The organism is Thioalkalivibrio sp. ALJ24, from assembly GCF_000377785.1.
Taxonomy (GTDB): Bacteria; Pseudomonadota; Gammaproteobacteria; order Ectothiorhodospirales; family Ectothiorhodospiraceae; genus Thioalkalivibrio.
Genome location: NZ_KB898724.1, coordinates 100,801 through 116,684, shown reverse-complemented (window position 1 = coordinate 116,684; position 15,884 = coordinate 100,801). Strand labels below are relative to the sequence as shown.

The following is a 15,884-nucleotide window of genomic DNA, read 5'->3' as shown; positions in this document are numbered from 1 at the left end:
CCCATGAAATTACGCCACCCTGCCGTACCCGTCCGCCCCCTGGCCCTGGCCGTGTCTCTGGCCCTGCTCTCCGGTTGTAGCCTACACGACCGGGACCGGTCACTGGAGTCCGCCGAATCCGGCGACCACACGCCGCAGGTCGATACCCGCACCCCGGAAGACGTGGCAGACGCCGTCGAACGGCAGGCGGAAAAGGCCGAAGACCGGGCAGAGGAAACCGACGATCTGTGGGAACGCACGCGCCGCAGCTTCGGCTTCGACGAGGAACTGCGTAACGAGCGGGTCGATCGCTACATCGACCACTACCGCGATCAGCCCCGCATCATCGAGATGGCCACGCGCCGCGCCGAGCCCTTCGCCTATTTCATCCTTTCCGAGCTGGAGGCCCGCGACATGCCCGCGGAACTCCTGCTGCTCCCCATCGTGGAGAGTGGCTACGCCCCCGAGGCGACCTCCAGCGGACGCGCCGCCGGGATCTGGCAGTTCATCCCCGCGACCGGCGACCATTTCGACCTGCACCGGGACGACTGGTACGACGGTCGCCGCGATGTCTACCAGTCGACCCTCGCGGCGCTCGATTACCTCGAATACCTGCATTCGCGCTTCGACGACTGGTACTTGGCCCTGGCCGCCTACAACTGGGGACAGGGCAACGTGAAACGAGCGATGGATGCCAACGCGGCGCGCGGCGAGGACACCGACTACTGGAGTCTCGATCTCCCGGCCGAGCCCCATGCCTATGTCCCGCGCCTGCTGGCCCTGCGGGAACTGTTCCGCGACCCCGGGGAACACGACGTCACACTGAGCCCGGTCGCCAATGAGCCGGCCCTGGAGATCGTCGATCCGGGCCGTCAGTCCGATCTGTCGCTGGTCGCCGAGATGGCCGGCCTGACCGTGGACGAGCTCGAACGCCTCAACCCCGGCTATCACCGCCATGCCACCCACCCCGAGCATGCGCGTCACCTGTTCGTCCCGCGCGACGCCGCCGGCGAGATCGAGACGGCGCTCGCCGACCACGGCGACGAGCCCTTGCTGCGTTTTCGCGAGTACACCGTCGAGAACGGCGACAACCTCGGCCGCATCGCACGCGATGCGGGCACCGATGTCGCCGTCGTCCGCGAGATGAACGACCTCAACGGTGACATGATCCGTGCCGGGCAGACCCTGCGCCTGCCGGTGGGCGAGGACGACGCACCCGGTCGGCCCACACGGACCGCCGCCGAAGACTTCGGTGAATACGAGGTCCGTCCCGGGGACAGCCTGTGGACCATCAGCCAGTCCACGGGCATGAGCATCCGGGAACTGCGCGAGGCCAACGACCTCGGGCGCGACGCCACCCTGCAGCCGGGCGACACCCTGCGTGTGGCACATGACGCGGTTGCCGACGGCAGCATCGAGTACGAGGTGCGGCCGGGCGACTCGCTGTCGGCCATTGCCCGGCGCTTCGAGGTGTCCGTGGATGATGTACGCCGCTGGAATGGCCTGAACGGTGACAGCATCCGCGCCGGCGAGACGCTGGTCCTGCATGTCGATGAAGCCGACGCCATTGTCGCGCGCGCCGGTGGCTGAGATCCGCCCGGGCGAGCAGGTAGCCCGCCCCCGGACACATCGGTATGATCGCGGAAGCATGGGGCCTCGCCCCCGAGATATGCCGATTCGGGAAATGCCGATCCCGGTATTTCCCTGACCGCACTACGTCATCAAGGAGAGTTTCATGGGCTTTCTCACCGGCAAGCGCGCCCTGATCGTCGGGGTCGCCAGCAACCGTTCCATCGCCTACGGCATCGCCGAGGCGATGCGCCGCGAAGGGGCGGAGCTGGCCTTCACCTACCAGAACGAACGGATGCGCGACCGCGTGGAAAAACTGGTCGCCGACTTCGACTCGGACATCCTGATCCCCTGCAACGTCGAGAACGACGACGAGATCGAACAGGTCTTCGAGCAACTCGACGACTACTGGGACGGACTGGATATCCTGGTGCACTCGGTCGCCTTCGCGCCCAAGGAGGAGCTCGACGGCGATTTCCTCGACAACATGACACGCGACGGCTTCCGCACCGCGCACGACATCAGCTCCTACTCCCTGGCCGCCTTCGCCAAGGCCGGCCGCGCGATGATGAAAGACCGGGACGCATCCATCCTCACGCTCAGCTACCTCGGCGCGCAGCGTTCCATGCCCAACTACAACGTGATGGGCCTGGCCAAGGCGAGCCTGGAGGCCAACGTGCGTTACCTCGCCTACACCCTGGGACCGGAAGGCACCCGCGTCAACGCGGTCTCCGCCGGCCCTATCCGTACCCTGGCCGCCGCCGGGATCGGCGACTTCAAGCGCATCCTCGACCACGTGGAGAACAACGCCCCGCTGCGGCGTAATGTCACCATCGAGCAGGTCGGCAATGCCGGTGCGTTCCTCTGCTCGGACCTCGCGTCCGGCATCACGGGCGAGGTCATGTATGTCGATTCCGGCTACAACACCGTGGGCCTGGGCCAGCACGAGATCGGCCTGGACAAATAAGCCCCGGGCGGAATACGCCAGAAACAAGGCCCGGCCAGTGATGGCCGGGCCTTTTTGTTGTCCTTCCTCCCGCGGCCACCGGGCCCGGGGCCTCCGGTGGAGTTACTCGAGGTTTTCCGGGTAACGGCGGATATCCGCCTGCGACTCCAGCCACTCCAGATAGGCCCGCAGCTCGGCGCTGCCGTAGGCGGTCTGCAGCTGCTGGCGGGCCTGCTCGCGCAGGGCCGGGTCCTCCTGCACCCCACCGGCTTCGACCCGCTCAAGCACGGTGACCGCGAAATCACCGTCGCCCAGACGGATCCCGGCGATCACCGGCGTATCGCCATCCGGTGCCGCCAGGCGGAACACCGGGGGCACCAGTCCCGACGGGATATCATCCTCGCGCGCTTCGCGCGTGAGTTCACGACCGCGCACCCACGCATCGGGGTCCTCGATCGCGTCATCCCAAGGATCGGCCTCGCGCAGACCGGCGATCAACTCATCACCGGCCTCCGCGGCCGCCTCGGCCGCGGCTTCGCGCTGCAGACGTGCGCGGATGTCTTCCTCCACGTCCTCCAGCGGGCGCAGCTCCGCTTCCTCGCGTTCGGCGATCCGCAGCACCACCGTGGAACCGTCGTCCATATCCAGCGCATCGCTGTTTTCCCCGCCCTCGCGCACGCGGTCGGAGAACGCCGCCTCACGCACTGCGCGCGCCTCGGCGATCCCTTCGCCCTGGTCCCGGGTAAACCAGTCACTGGTGCGGATCTCGAGGCCGGTGGCATCGGCCGCCGGCTCCAGGCTGTCTGGCACCTCGACCGTCAGCGACAGCAGGTCGTCCAGCGCGTCGATCTGCAGCTGCTCGGCGGTCCGGTCACGCAGATCCGCCTCCACGTCATCACGCACGTCTTCCAGAGGCTGCGCCCGGGCGTCCTCCACCGAGGTCACCTCGATGATGTACCAGCGGCCGTCCGCGCGCACCGGTTCGCTCACGCGTCCCTCGGGCAGGCTGAAGATCACCGTCTCCAGGGTCGAGGAGTCCAGGTCCCCACGGGCCAGTTCGCCCATGCGTCCGCCGCGGCCCGCACTCAGGCTGTCCTCCGAGTATTCCTCGGCCAGATCGGCGAAGTCCTCCCCGTCCTGGATGCGCTCACGCAGCTCCTTGATGAGGGACTCGGCGTCATCCTCGTCGTCCAGACGGATCACGCGCACGTCACGCAGCTCGGGTTCTTCGTAACGCGAGCGATTGGCGCGGTAGTGTTCCTCGATGTCCTCCTCGGTCAGCTCCACCGCGTCTTCCAGCGATTCCGGATCGAGCTGCAGATACTCCACCCGCAGGCGCTCCTCGGTGGTGAACTCGTCCGGATTGGCCTCGTAATATTCCTCGATCGCGTCGTCGTCGACCACATCCGGGCGATCGAAATCATCCGCAGCGAATAACCGCCAGCTGACCGTCCGCACCTGATTGCGCAGCGCAGCAAAATCCTCGACCAGGGCATCGTCGAAACGACCGGAATCGCGCACCCCGCCCTGCAGCTGGGCCAGCACCAGAGAACGGCTGATGTCGTCTTCGAAGTCGGCCGGACTGATACGCTGGGCCGAAAGCAACTGGGAATAGCGTTCCGGGCTGAACCGGCCGCCCTCCTGGAACACCGGCATCGCACGGATCTCCTGACGCACCGTCTCGCTGGCGGCGGTAAAGCCGAGATCCTCCGCGGCCTGGCGCAGCAGGGTCTCGCGGATCAGCGTCTCCAGGGCCTGCAGGCGGATCCCGGCATCATCGAATTCCTCGGGCACCTCGCCACCGAACATCCGCCGGATCTCGTCGCGCTGTGCGCGAGCCTCCTCGTGCACGGAGCGCGTGTCGATGTCGACGCCGTTGACTTCGGCCGCAACGACATCCGCCGCCCCGCCGAAGTATTCGCCCACGCCCCACAGGGCAAAGGGCACGGCAATCAGGCCGATGATGGCGTAGGCGAGCCAGCCGGTCGCCCGGTCTCGAATTGCTTGCAGCATCCTGGTTTCGTCCGTTCGGATTCAATGGAAACGACCCGACATATTAGCAGGAGCGTATCCCGCCGTCTGTCCCGCGGCCCGGTGCGCCCCCGGCAATCACAAGTTCAAAAAACAAGAGAAAACCAGAAACAAAAAAGGCGCCCCGGAGGGCGCCTTTCGAAATATGGCGGAGCGGACGGGACTCGAACCCGCGACCCCCGGCGTGACAGGCCGGTATTCTAACCAACTGAACTACCGCTCCGTATTCTTGCAGCGCAGCCCCTGCATTTTCATTGGCTGCATCTGGTGGGTGCTGACGGGTTCGAACCGCCGACATTCGCCTTGTAAGGGCGACGCTCTACCAACTGAGCTAAGCACCCGGTAAAGCTCTTTAGTTTACCCGATCCTTGAGCGCTTTACCAGCCTTGAAGCCCGGCGTCTTCGACGCGGCGATCTGGATGGTCTCGCCCGTACGCGGATTGCGACCGGTACGCGCCTCACGTTCACGCACCAGGAACGTGCCAAAGCCAACCAAGGATACCTGATCACCCTTCGCGAGGGAATCCCCGATTACACTCACCATGGCGTCCACCACCTTGCCGGCCTGGGCCTTGGGGACGTCGGCTTCCGCGGCGATCGCGTCGATCAATTCGGATTTATTCATGAAACGATTCCTTATCTTTTTGGTGACTCGGGCGTGCAGCCGGCAGGCGCCAAGCTTACAACAATTCGGGCCGAAATCGCCACGGGCCGCGAAACAAAACGGGGAGACGCTCGACAGCCGGATGCGGACAATGCGATCAGGGTTATAGCAAGGCCCCGGAAAAGGTGTCAATCGCAGTGCCCGCGCCCGGTCCGATCAGTGATGGCGGACCCGTCCGCGTCCGCCGGCCGGCTTCTTCTTCTTGCTGACGACCTCTTCAGCCGGGGCCTCCTGTCCCTCGTCGGCGCCGCCCGCCCGGGCCTCGGGGAGTTCGGCAAGGGCCACCTCCAGCACCTCGTCGATCCAGCGTACGGGACGAATGTCGAGTTTCTGCTTGATGTTCTTCGGGATATCCACGAGATCCTTCTCGTTCTCTTCCGGGATCAGCACGGTGCGGATCCCGCCCCGATGGGCCGCCAGCAGCTTCTCCTTGAGTCCGCCAATCGGCAGCACCTGACCACGCAGGGTGATCTCGCCGGTCATGGCCACGTCGGCGCGCACCGGAATCCCGGTCAGCGCGGAAACGATGGCGGTGCACATGCCGATACCGGCTGACGGGCCGTCCTTGGGCGTCGCCCCCTCGGGCACGTGGATGTGCAGATCCTTCTTCTCATGGAAGTCGTCGGCCAGCCCCAGGGCCTCGGCGCGCGAACGCACCACGGTCAGGGCGGCATGGATCGACTCCTGCATCACGTCCCCCAGTTTGCCGGTCTGCTGGGTCTTGCCCTTGCCCGGCACCACCGAGGCCTCGATGGTCAGCAGCTCGCCGCCCACCTCGGTCCACGCCAGGCCGGTGACCTGGCCGACACGATCGGCTTCGTCCGCCTGACCGAAGCGATAACGCCGCACGCCCAGGTACTTGTCCAGGGTCTTGGGCGTGACCGAGGTCATCCGGTCGGCGTCCTTGCCGCGCGCCAGCGTGCGCTGCTTGACCACCTTGCGGCAGATCTTGGCGATCTCGCGCTCCAGCGAACGCACCCCCGCCTCGCGGGTGTAGTAGCGCACGATGTCGCGCACGGCCGCATCGGAGATGTTGATCTCGCCCTTCTTCAGGCCGTTGGTCTTGATCTGCTTGGGGATCAGGTAGGTATGCGCGATGTTGACCTTCTCGTCCTCGGTGTAGCCGGACAGACGGATCACCTCCATCCGGTCCAGCAGCGGCCCCGGGATGTGCATGCTGTTCGCGGTGGCCACGAACATCACGTCGGAGAGGTCGTAATCCACTTCCAGGTAATGATCGCTGAAAGTGTGATTCTGTTCCGGGTCCAGCACCTCGAGCATGGCCGATGCCGGGTCACCGCGGAAGTCCATCGCCATCTTGTCGATCTCGTCGAGCAGGAACAGCGGATTACGCACGCCGACCTTCGTCAGGTTCTGGATGATCTTGCCCGGCAGCGAGCCGATGTAGGTACGCCGATGGCCACGGATCTCGGCCTCGTCACGCACCCCGCCCAGCGCCATGCGCATGAACTTGCGGTTGGTGGCCCGGGCGATGGACTGCCCCAGCGAGGTCTTGCCCACGCCGGGCGGCCCCACCAGGCACAGGATCGGACCCTTCAGCTTGCGCACGCGCGACTGCACCGCGAGGTATTCGAGGATGCGCTGCTTGACCTCCTCGAGGCCGTAGTGGTCCTCGTTGAGGATCTTCTCCGCCCGCTTGAGATCCTTGCTGACGCGCGTCTTCTTCTTCCACGGCACGCTGACCAGCCAGTCAATGTAGCTGCGCACGACCGTGGCCTCGGCCGACATCGGCGACATCATCTTGAGCTTGTTCAGCTCCGCGGTCGCCTTCTTCTTGGCCTCTTCAGGCATCCCGGCGTTCTCGATCTTCTCCGCCAGGTCTTCCTGCTCGTTGGGGGCGTCTTCGAGGTCGCCCAGCTCCTTCTGAATGGCCTTCATCTGCTCATTCAGGTAGTACTCGCGCTGGGATTTCTCCATCTGCTGCTTCACGCGCCCGCGGATCTTCTTCTCGATCTGCAGCACGTCCATCTCGCCTTCGATGCGCGCGACCAGATGCTCCAGGCGCTCGCGCACGTTGGCGATCTCGAGGACCTGCTGCTTCTCTTCGAGCTTGAGCGACATGTGCGCGGCGATGGTGTCCGCCAGGCGGGAAGTGTCGTCGATCCCGGCGAGCGAAGTCAGGATCTCCGGCGGCACCTTCTTGTTTAGCTTGATGTACTGCTCGAACTGGTTCAGCGCGGAACGCCCGAGAACCTCCAGCTCCTTGTCCTCGGTGTCGTATTCCTCGTCGATCAGGCGGATGTCGGAGACGAAATAGTCTTCTTCCTGCTCCGCATCGCCGGTGGTGGAGACATCCATCACCCGGGCGCGCTGGGCCCCTTCCACCAGCACCTTGATGGTGCCGTCGGGCAGGCGCAGCAGCTGCAGGATATTGCCCAGGGTACCGATCTCGTGGAGATCATCGGCCCCGGGCTCGTCCACCTCGGCGCTTTTCTGCGCCACCAGCAGCACCTGCTTGTTCTGCGCCATCGCCGAATCCAGCGCGCGAATCGATTTCTCGCGCCCCACGAACAGCGGGATGACCATATGCGGATACACCACAACATCGCGCAGCGGCAGTACCGCAACACGCTTGACGGGCGATTCCACCTCGTTCTGGGAAGGACGGTCGTCGGTCATGAGGACCCCTCGGGGCTGGGAGAATGTAAGGGGGAAATGCGGGCGACCCCCGGAATTTCAAGGGCCACCCGACGCGCGCGCTCAGGAGTCGGCGGCGGCCTGCTTGGAGAACGACGCGTTGTCGTAGATCAGATAAGGCTCGGCATCGCCGCGGATCACCGCTTCGTCGATCACCACCTTGGTCACGCCTTCCATGGAAGGCAGCTCGTACATGGTGTCCAGCAGGATTTTCTCGAGGATGGTACGCAGGCCGCGCGCTCCGGTCTTGCGCTCCAGGGCCTTGGCGGCGATCGCATGCAGGGCATCGTCACGGAACTCGAGCTCCACGCCCTCCATCTCGAACAGCCGCGCGTACTGCTTGATCAGCGCGTTCTTCGGCTGGGTCAGGATGGTGATCAGGGCATCCTCATCGAGTTCGTCCAGCGTCGCCTGCACCGGCAGGCGACCGACGAATTCCGGGATCAGGCCGTAACGAACCAGGTCGTCGGATTCCAGCTGCTTGAGCCACTGATCGGAGGTCGCATCCTCGTCCTTGCTCGCCAGCGCCGCGGAGAAACCGATCCCGGTGCCCTTTTCGGCTCGCTGCTGGATGACCTTGTCCAGGCCCGAAAACGCACCGCCACAGATGAACAGGATATTGCTGGTGTCAACGTTCAGGAATTCCTGCTGCGGATGCTTGCGCCCGCCCTGCGGCGGGATCGAGGCGGTCGTGCCCTCGATCAGCTTGAGCAGGGCCTGCTGCACGCCCTCACCCGAGACGTCACGGGTGATCGACGGGTTGTCGGCCTTGCGCGACACCTTGTCGATCTCGTCGATATAGACGATGCCGCTCTCGGCCTTCTCGACGTCATAGTCGCACTTCTGCAGCAGCTTCTGGATGATGTTCTCGACGTCCTCGCCCACGTAGCCCGCCTCGGTCAGCGTGGTGGCGTCGGCGATGGTGAAGGGAACATTGAGCACCCGCGCCAGGGTCTCGGCCAGCAGGGTCTTTCCGGAACCGGTCGGACCGATCAGCAGGATGTTGGACTTGGAGAGTTCGACATCGTCCTTGCCGGCCCGCGCCTCCATCCGCTTGTAATGGTTGTACACCGCGACCGAGAGGATCTTCTTGGCATCGTTCTGGCCGATGACGTAGTCATCCAGGGTTTCGCGGATTTCGCGCGGACGCGGCAGTGCGGCATGCTCGCCCTGCCCGGCCTCCTGCATCTCCTCGCGGATGATGTCGTTGCACAGCTCGACGCATTCGTCGCAGATGAACACGGAGGGTCCCGCGATCAGCTTGCGCACCTCGTGCTGGCTCTTGCCGCAGAAGGAGCAGTACAGCAGCTTGCCATCCGCGGGAGGGTTCTTGTCGTCGCTCATCCGTTGCCCTCGATTGGATTACCGTTGGCTTTGCAACATGCCGCGTTTCGCGGGCAGGTGCAAACGAGCCAAGTGTTCGTGCGGGCTCGCGCGGTCTTACTCCGCCTTGCCCCCGGCCTCGCTGCGGTCGGCCAGCACGTTGTCCACCAGCCCGTAATCCTTCGCCTCGGCGGCGGTCATGAACCGGTCGCGGTCGGTGTCCTGTTCGATCTGCTCCACCGTCTGCCCGGTGTGCTTCGCCAGCACGCGATTGAGCTCTTCCTTGATCTTGAGGATTTCGCGCGCATGGATGTCGATATCCGTGGCCTGCCCCTGGAAGCCGCCCAGCGGCTGATGGATCATCACCCGCGAATGCGGCAGGGCGTAGCGCTTGCCCTCGGCACCGCCGGCCAGCAACACCGCCCCCATGCTCGCCGCCTGGCCCACGCACAACGTGGAAACCTGGGGCTTGATGAACTGCATGGTGTCGTAGATGGCCATGCCGGCGGTGACCGCGCCGCCCGGAGAATTGATGTACAGGCTGATCTCCTTGTCCGGGTTCTCGGACTCCAGGAACAGCAGCTGCGCGACGATCACGTTGGCCATGTAGTCCTCGACCGGACCCACGCAGAAGATCACCCGGTCTTTCAGCAGCCGGGAGTAGATGTCGTAGGCACGCTCGCCGCGGGCGGTCTGCTCGACCACCATCGGCACCAGGTTCAGGCCCTGGGTATGCTGCGCGCCCTGATCGCCCATGTCGTGCGTCATTCGCTCGACTCCTTGTTCGGATTCATCACGTCCTGGAAGGTGGTGGGCTTGTCGGTCACGTTGCCCTGTTCCACCACCCAGTCCACCACCTGGTCTTCCAGCACGATGGACTCCAGGTTCTGCATGGCCTGCGGTTGCGTGCGGTAGTACTGCTTGACCTCTTCGGGGTCCTCGTAGGTCGCGGCCATGTTGTCGAGCTCCTGCTCGACCCGTTCGCGATCCACCTCGAAACCCTTGTCGTCGATCAGGTGCCGCAGCACCAGGCCCAGGCGCACCCGCCGTTTCGCCTCTTCCTCGAACAGGCTGTCCGGCAGGGGCTGCGTCTGCTCTGCCCCGCCGAAGCGCTTCTCGGCGTCTTCGCGCAGGCGGTTGATTTCGGACTTCACCAGGGCCTCCGGCAGGTCGAAGTCGTGACGTTCCACGAGCGCATCCATGACCTGCTGCTTGATCTTGCTCTTCAGCGCCTGATTCAGCTCCCGCTCCATGTTGGACCGCACATCCTCGCGAAGTTTCTCCACCGAGCCGTCCTCGATGCCGAATTTCTCCGCGAAGGCCGCATCCACGTCGGGCAGCCGGGCCTCTTCCACCGTCTTGACCGTGATGTCGAAGGTCGCGGTGCGGCCCTTGAGCACCTCCGCCGGATAATCCTCGGGGAAGGTGACCTCGATGGTCTTCTCCTCGCCCGGCTGCACGCCCTCCAGCTGGTTCTCGAATTCCTCCAGCAGCCGGCCACTGCCGATCTCGACCTGGAAATCCTCGGCCTGCCCGCCCTCGAAGGCCTCGCCGTCCAGCTTGCCCAGGAAATCAAGGGTGACCCGGTCGCCGGAGGTGGCCGCACGTTCCACCGCGTGCCATTCCTTGTTCTGCTCGCGCAGCGAATCGATCACCCGATCGATGTCCTCGTCACCGATCTCGGCCACCGGACGCTCGATGTCCACCCCGGACAGGTCGGCGATCTCGATCTCGGGAAAGACCTGAAAGGATGCAACGAATTCGATCGGCTGGCCGTTTTCCACCGACTTCGGCTCGATGCTCGGGCTGCCGGCCGGCTCCAGTCCTTCCTGCTGCACCGCCTCGCGGTAGCTCTCCTGCAGGACCTCGCTGAGCACCTCCTGGTACACCCCTGCACCGTAGCGCTGACGTACCACCTTCAGCGGCACCTTGCCCGGGCGGAAGCCATCGAGCCGGACCCGCCTGGCGAGATTCTTCAGGCGGTTGTCGACCTCGTTGTCGACGCGTTCGGAGGGGACCTGGACGGTCATCTTGCGGTCCAGGCTGCCAGTGGCTTCAACGGAAACTTGCATGGAGGGCCTCGTCAAATGGTTCTGAAATCGTCGTGTCCGGGCGCGGGGCCGTCATCGTGCGACCGGACGGGGTTCCTGGTGCGAAAGGAGAGACTCGAACTCTCACGGGTGTTACCCCACTGGGACCTAAACCCAGCGCGTCTACCAGTTCCGCCACTTTCGCCGTTCGCTTCGTAACCCGGCATTGTAGCGTTTCTGGGTGCCGGAAACACAAAAGGCCCGCTGAACGGGCCTGGTGCCGATCCGGAACCGGAAAGATGGTGGGTCGTGTAGGATTCGAACCTACGACCAATGGATTAAAAGTCCACTGCTCTACCAACTGAGCTAACGACCCGCAGTGATCAATATCGCGGACGTAGTGTAAGGCCCATCCGCCAAAACGCAAGGCGGGCCGCATTTGCGCGGCCCGCCCCGACGTTGCCTGTCGAGCGATCCCGGGCGATCAGATCGCCTCGAGACTGCGCAGCTTCGACGGCAGAAGCTTCATGTCCACCAGCGAGGTGACCAGCGCCTTGCCGAAGCTGGCCTCGTCTTCGTAGACCATCTTGTAGTACTGGATCTTCATGGTCAGGGCCGCGCCGAAGACGATGAAGATGAAGGTCAGGAAACCACCGATCGCCAGCGTGGAGACCCCGGTGATCGCCTGCCCCACGGTACAGCCCATCGCGAGGATGCCGCCCACACCCATCAGGATGCCGCCGGCGAAGTGGTTCCAGAAATCGCGGAAGGACGAGAACCACTCGATGCGGAAACTGCGCGAGACCAGCGCCCAGAAGAACGAGCCCAGGATCACGCCGGCCAGCGCCATCACGCCGAAGTACAGGAAGCGGCTGTCGAACCCTTCCACCACGTACTCCGCGCTCTGCCCCATGGGCGCGATGAAGGTAAACGACTGGTTGTTCCAGAAACGCACCTGGTCGGCCGGACGCTCCTCACCCGGTTCGCCGAGAAAATCCCAGTCGGCTAGGTAGGCCGTCGGCGTATAGGTGTCACCCATGTCGTCGGCGATCTGCACGTTGCTCGTCAGCCACCAGGCGCCGACCACCACCAGGCCGATCACCAGACCGCCGAGGATGTTGTCGAAGCTCTTGCGGAAGTCCGCGGCCTTGAAGATCAGCGCCAGCAGCAGAACGCCGATCACCAGCCCCAGCACCAGACGCGCCGTCCCGTCGGCGTCACCGGCCACCACCGAGCCCAGATCCTGACCGCCGGACAGATTGATGGCGGTCGCATCCATCCAGCCGAACAGCAGCTGGTTCAGGGTCTGGCCAGTGCCGAACACCGACTGCGTACTGAGCAGGAAGTAGGCCACGATCCCGATCATGAGCATCACCAGGATCGACTTGATATTGCCGCCACCGACCCGAACCAGGGTCTTGTTACCGCAGCCCGAGCCATAGGTCATGCCGATGCCGAACAGGAAGCCGCCCAGCACGTGGCCCAGCCAGTTCAGATTGTCCATGCGATAGGGAGGGAAGGAGCCGTCGGCGTTCAGCACACCAAAGAACTCCAGGGTGCTGACGCCCAGCATCGCCACGGCGATGGCCAGCAACCAGGAGCGCATGCGCCCGGTATCGCCCATGTTCACCCAGTCGGAGACCGCGCCCATGGTGCAGAAGTTGGTCTTGTTGGCAACCGCCCCCATGATGAAGGCGAGGATGAACGTCCCGACCAGCACCGCGGTGGCTGCTGCGGAAAAGCTGGAAAATTCCATGCGTCAAACCCTCTTGATCGATTGTCGTTCGGGCTGCACGGCCGTCCGACCACGTGCGGCCGGGCTCACCGTTCAGGGCCGTGCAGCATACATCGACCACCAGACGAGATCGAGAGTGGTTTCATTCCGTGCCGATGACCGGATTCTACCAATACCGGGGAAGCCTCAGGATCCGGAGGGGCGAGGGACGTAACGGGTGGGATCGGGGATGCCTGCGGCGGCGAAACCATCCGCCCGCAGGCGGCAGGAGTCGCAGTGGCCGCAGGCCCGACCATCCGCATCGGCCCGGTAGCAGGACACCGTCAGGGCGTAGTCCACCCCGAGACGCCGGCCCTCGCGTATGATGTCGGCCTTGCTCAGATGCATCAGCGGCGCCTCGACTGTCCACGGGGCGCCCTCCACTCCGGTTGCGGTCGCCACGCGGGCAAGCCCCTGAAAGGCCTCGATGAATGCGGGCCGACAGTCGGGGTAGCCGGAATAGTCCACCGCATTGGCCCCCACTACCAGACGATGCGCACCCAGCGACTCGGCGAACCCCAGGGCGAGTGACAGGAAGATCGTGTTGCGCGCGGGGACGTAGGTGACCGGGATGCCCTCGCCGCCGGCCTCGGGCACCGCGATCGCCGGATCGGTCAGCGCCGAGCCGCCGATCGCAGTCAGGTCCACCGAAACCACGCGATGGTCGGTCACCCCGGCGGCGGCCGCGACGCGGCGGGCAGCCTGCAGTTCGGTCGCGTGGCGCTGCCCGTAATCCACCGACAGGGCGTGGCATTCCAGCCCCTGCTCCTGCGCCAGTGCGAGGCAGGTCGCCGAGTCCAGCCCGCCCGAGAGCAGCACCACCGCACGCCGGTCCGCATCCACCACGCTCAGCGCCCCGGCTCCTCGCCCCACAGCAGCTTGTGCAACTGCAGCTGAAACCGCACCGGCAGGCGTTCGGCCACGATCCAGTCGGCCAGCAGGCTCGGCTCCAGCTCGCCAAAGACCGGCGAGAACAGCACATCCACCGCGGGGTCCAGCCCCAGTTCGGGCAGTACATCCCGCGCCCACTCGAAATCGGCGCGGTCGGCCAGCACCAGCTTCAGCTGATCGCCGGCCCCCAGATAGCCGAGGTTCTCCTTGCGGTTACGCCCCGATTCGCAGGAGGAAGGGGCCTTCCAGTCCATCACCAGCCCCGCGCGGGGATCGACGTCGCTCACATCCATCGCCCCGGAGGTCTCCACGGTCACGGTCCGGCCGGCGTCACACAGCGCGGTGATCAGCGCACGGCTACCGGGCTGTGCCAGCGGCTCCCCGCCGGTCACGCAGACGTGGCGCACGCCCTCGGCGAGCACCCGCCGGGTCACCTCGTCGGTGTCGGTACTCTCGCCGCCCTCGAACGCGTATTCGGTGTCACACCAGCGACAGCGCAACGGGCAGCCGCTCAGGCGCACGAACACCGTGGGCCAGCCGACCTGGGCCGCCTCGCCCTGCAGGGAGACGAACAGCTCGGTCAGCCGCAGGCGCGCCGGGCCCGCGTCCGCCACCTTCGGGGCGGCTCGCTGCAGGGGTGCCTCCACGCTCACGAGTCGTCCATCCGCTGCAGCCGCTCGCGGGCGAGGCGATCCAGGGTGGTGCCGCCGTATTCCTCGCGCACCTGCTCCAGCGCGTCGCGCGCGGCCTCGAAATCCTCGAGTTCATAGTACGAGTACCCGATCTTCAGCAAGGCGTCCCCCTGCTTGTCGCTCTCGGGAAAATCCGCGCGAAGTCGCTCGAAGTCCTCCAGCGCCGCCTCGTACTCGCCGCTCGCGTATTTGGCCTCGGCCAGCCAGTACCAGGCGTTGGCGGCCAGATCCCCGTCGGGGAACTGCTCGAGGAAGGACTCCAGTTTGCGCATGGCCCCCGCATAGTCGCCGTCCATCAGTACCGAGAACGCCTCCTGATATGCGGCATGTTCGCCCTCCTCGTCAAAGTCGAAATCCACGACCTCCGGCTCAGCCGCCTCGCCGACACTACCCGCCTCCAGCGCCGCGACCCGCTCGTCGAGGTGAGTAAACTGGTCGCGCTGGCGCTCCTCGAGGCGTTCCAGTCGGTGCCCCAGGGTCTCGACCTCGCCACGCAGCTGGCGTATCTCGCGCTGCATCTCGTCGGACCCGCGCAGCAGATCGTGCATGGCCCCGGATTCCAGGGTGCGCTCGATGCGCTCCAGACGGTCGTTGAGTTCGCGCACCTGAGACTGGGTCGCCACGATGTCGTCGGCCTGCAACGGAGCCGCGCTCCCCGTTACCAGCAGCCCGAGCAACACGCCCGGCACCACTGCCCGTTTGCCGATCGGCCCCGCGCGGCCCGGGCCCCTGTCGTTCAACCGCTGCATCATCACTCCCGGCGGTCGTAAACCAGTTCCACGCGACGATTCTGCGCCCAGGCGTCTTCATTCTGTTCGAAGGCCACGGGCATCTCTTCGCCGTAACTGATCACCTCGATCTGATCATCCGAGGCGCCATTGAGATTGAGTACCCGCCGGACGGCCTGCCCGCGGCGCTCGCCCAGCCCGAGGTTGTACTCGCGAGTACCGCGCTCATCGGTGTGCCCCTCGAGGCGCAGCCGGGCCCCCGGGTTCGCCTCCAGATACTCGGCATGCGCCTCCAGCATCGCCTCGTATTCTTCCTTGACCTCGTCGCGGTCGAAATCGAAATACACCAGGCGATCCGCCAGCGGGCTGTCCGGATCATCCAGCGCGGCGGCATCCAGGCGGCGGTCATCCTCCAGCGCCCGAGCCTCGCGCTCGGCCTCCCGTTCCGCCTCGCGCTCGGCTTCCAGTTCGGCAGCCTCGCGTGCCTCGCGCTCGGCCGGGTCCTCGTCTTCCCGCACCGGCTGGGCACAGGCGGCCAGGGAGCCGACAACCAGCGCCACGGCACCCCAACGAATCAGATGGTTCATGCGTTGTTTCCT

The 15,884-nt window shown here is 65.3% G+C and carries 13 protein-coding genes and 4 tRNA genes; 2 read left to right on the top strand and 15 right to left on the bottom strand.

Going from position 1 to position 15,884, the window contains the following annotated elements; genetic code table 11:
* Positions 1 to 3 precede the first annotated feature (3 nt).
* Both D571_RS0100540 and D571_RS0100535 read left to right on the top strand, forming a co-directional pair.
* Positions 4 to 1,569: a LysM peptidoglycan-binding domain-containing protein gene (locus tag D571_RS0100540; protein WP_038046576.1), complete on the top strand. Its 1,566-nt coding sequence runs from the start codon at positions 4 to 6 to the stop codon at positions 1,567 to 1,569.
* Positions 1,570 to 1,714: 145 nt separating this feature from the next.
* Positions 1,715 to 2,515: an enoyl-ACP reductase gene (locus D571_RS0100535; protein ID WP_018934725.1), complete on the top strand. Its 801-nt coding sequence runs from the start codon at positions 1,715 to 1,717 to the stop codon at positions 2,513 to 2,515.
* Between the two features lie 102 nt (positions 2,516 to 2,617).
* Here D571_RS0100535 and D571_RS0100530 read toward each other — a convergent pair whose 3' ends face one another.
* The 15 genes from D571_RS0100530 to pal all read right to left on the bottom strand — a co-directional run bounded on the left by D571_RS0100530 (position 2,618) and on the right by pal (position 15,872).
* Positions 2,618 to 4,507, bottom strand: coding sequence for a SurA N-terminal domain-containing protein (locus D571_RS0100530; protein WP_018934724.1), 1,890 nt, complete (start codon positions 4,505 to 4,507; stop codon positions 2,618 to 2,620).
* A 164-nt stretch (positions 4,508 to 4,671) separates the two neighbouring features.
* Positions 4,672 to 4,748: transfer RNA gene (locus D571_RS0100525), tRNA-Asp, on the bottom strand.
* A 42-nt stretch (positions 4,749 to 4,790) separates the two neighbouring features.
* Positions 4,791 to 4,866 (bottom strand) — tRNA-Val (locus D571_RS0100520).
* A gap of 11 nt (positions 4,867 to 4,877) precedes the next feature.
* Positions 4,878 to 5,165, bottom strand: coding sequence for an HU family DNA-binding protein (locus D571_RS0100515; RefSeq protein WP_255349426.1), 288 nt, complete (start codon positions 5,163 to 5,165; stop codon positions 4,878 to 4,880).
* 180 nt (positions 5,166 to 5,345) lie between these two features.
* Positions 5,346 to 7,829, bottom strand: coding sequence for an endopeptidase La (lon, locus tag D571_RS0100510; protein WP_018934722.1), 2,484 nt, complete (start codon positions 7,827 to 7,829; stop codon positions 5,346 to 5,348).
* Positions 7,830 to 7,910: 81 nt separating this feature from the next.
* Positions 7,911 to 9,191 carry an ATP-dependent Clp protease ATP-binding subunit ClpX gene (gene clpX, locus D571_RS0100505; protein WP_018934721.1) on the bottom strand — a complete coding sequence of 427 codons (1,281 nt, stop codon included), beginning with the start codon at positions 9,189 to 9,191 and terminating at the stop codon, positions 7,911 to 7,913.
* A gap of 96 nt (positions 9,192 to 9,287) precedes the next feature.
* On the bottom strand, positions 9,288 to 9,938 hold the full coding sequence (clpP, locus tag D571_RS0100500) for an ATP-dependent Clp endopeptidase proteolytic subunit ClpP (RefSeq protein ID WP_018934720.1): 651 nt from the start codon (positions 9,936 to 9,938) through the stop codon (positions 9,288 to 9,290).
* Positions 9,935 to 11,242: a trigger factor gene (gene tig / locus D571_RS0100495; protein ID WP_026287455.1), complete on the bottom strand. Its 1,308-nt coding sequence runs from the start codon at positions 11,240 to 11,242 to the stop codon at positions 9,935 to 9,937. Before tig ends, clpP begins: the two co-directional genes overlap by 4 nt.
* Before the next feature lie 76 nt (positions 11,243 to 11,318).
* Positions 11,319 to 11,405: transfer RNA gene (locus D571_RS0100490), tRNA-Leu, on the bottom strand.
* A gap of 95 nt (positions 11,406 to 11,500) precedes the next feature.
* Positions 11,501 to 11,576 (bottom strand) — tRNA-Lys (locus D571_RS0100485).
* A 108-nt stretch (positions 11,577 to 11,684) separates the two neighbouring features.
* Positions 11,685 to 12,956, bottom strand: a complete 1,272-nt coding sequence (locus D571_RS0100480) for a YeeE/YedE family protein (protein ID WP_018934718.1) — start codon at positions 12,954 to 12,956, stop codon at positions 11,685 to 11,687.
* A gap of 165 nt (positions 12,957 to 13,121) precedes the next feature.
* Complete coding sequence (queC, locus tag D571_RS0100475) at positions 13,122 to 13,820, bottom strand: 7-cyano-7-deazaguanine synthase QueC (RefSeq protein WP_018934717.1); 699 nt, start codon at positions 13,818 to 13,820, stop codon at positions 13,122 to 13,124.
* Positions 13,821 to 13,822: 2 nt separating this feature from the next.
* Positions 13,823 to 14,518, bottom strand: a complete 696-nt coding sequence (queE, locus tag D571_RS0100470) for a 7-carboxy-7-deazaguanine synthase QueE (RefSeq protein ID WP_018934716.1) — start codon at positions 14,516 to 14,518, stop codon at positions 13,823 to 13,825.
* Complete coding sequence (gene ybgF, locus D571_RS0100465) at positions 14,515 to 15,357, bottom strand: tol-pal system protein YbgF (RefSeq protein ID WP_369773848.1); 843 nt, start codon at positions 15,355 to 15,357, stop codon at positions 14,515 to 14,517. The genes queE and ybgF overlap by 4 nt, the downstream gene beginning before the upstream one ends.
* Positions 15,309 to 15,872 carry a peptidoglycan-associated lipoprotein Pal gene (gene pal, locus D571_RS0100460; RefSeq protein WP_018934714.1) on the bottom strand — a complete coding sequence of 188 codons (564 nt, stop codon included), beginning with the start codon at positions 15,870 to 15,872 and terminating at the stop codon, positions 15,309 to 15,311. The genes ybgF and pal overlap by 49 nt, the downstream gene beginning before the upstream one ends.
* Positions 15,873 to 15,884: the final 12 nt, after the last annotated feature.

Coding starts and splice junctions, on each gene's coding strand:
- D571_RS0100540 (WP_038046576.1), top strand. CDS start 4: ATGAAATTACGCCACCCTGCCGTACCCGTCCGCCCCCTGGCCCTGGCC.
- D571_RS0100535 (WP_018934725.1), top strand. CDS start 1,715: ATGGGCTTTCTCACCGGCAAGCGCGCCCTGATCGTCGGGGTCGCCAGC.
- D571_RS0100530 (WP_018934724.1), bottom strand. CDS start 4,507: ATGCTGCAAGCAATTCGAGACCGGGCGACCGGCTGGCTCGCCTACGCC.
- lon (WP_018934722.1), bottom strand. CDS start 7,829: ATGACCGACGACCGTCCTTCCCAGAACGAGGTGGAATCGCCCGTCAAG.
- clpX (WP_018934721.1), bottom strand. CDS start 9,191: ATGAGCGACGACAAGAACCCTCCCGCGGATGGCAAGCTGCTGTACTGC.
- clpP (WP_018934720.1), bottom strand. CDS start 9,938: ATGACGCACGACATGGGCGATCAGGGCGCGCAGCATACCCAGGGCCTG.
- tig (WP_026287455.1), bottom strand. CDS start 11,242: ATGCAAGTTTCCGTTGAAGCCACTGGCAGCCTGGACCGCAAGATGACC.
- D571_RS0100480 (WP_018934718.1), bottom strand. CDS start 12,956: ATGGAATTTTCCAGCTTTTCCGCAGCAGCCACCGCGGTGCTGGTCGGG.
- pal (WP_018934714.1), bottom strand. CDS start 15,872: ATGAACCATCTGATTCGTTGGGGTGCCGTGGCGCTGGTTGTCGGCTCC.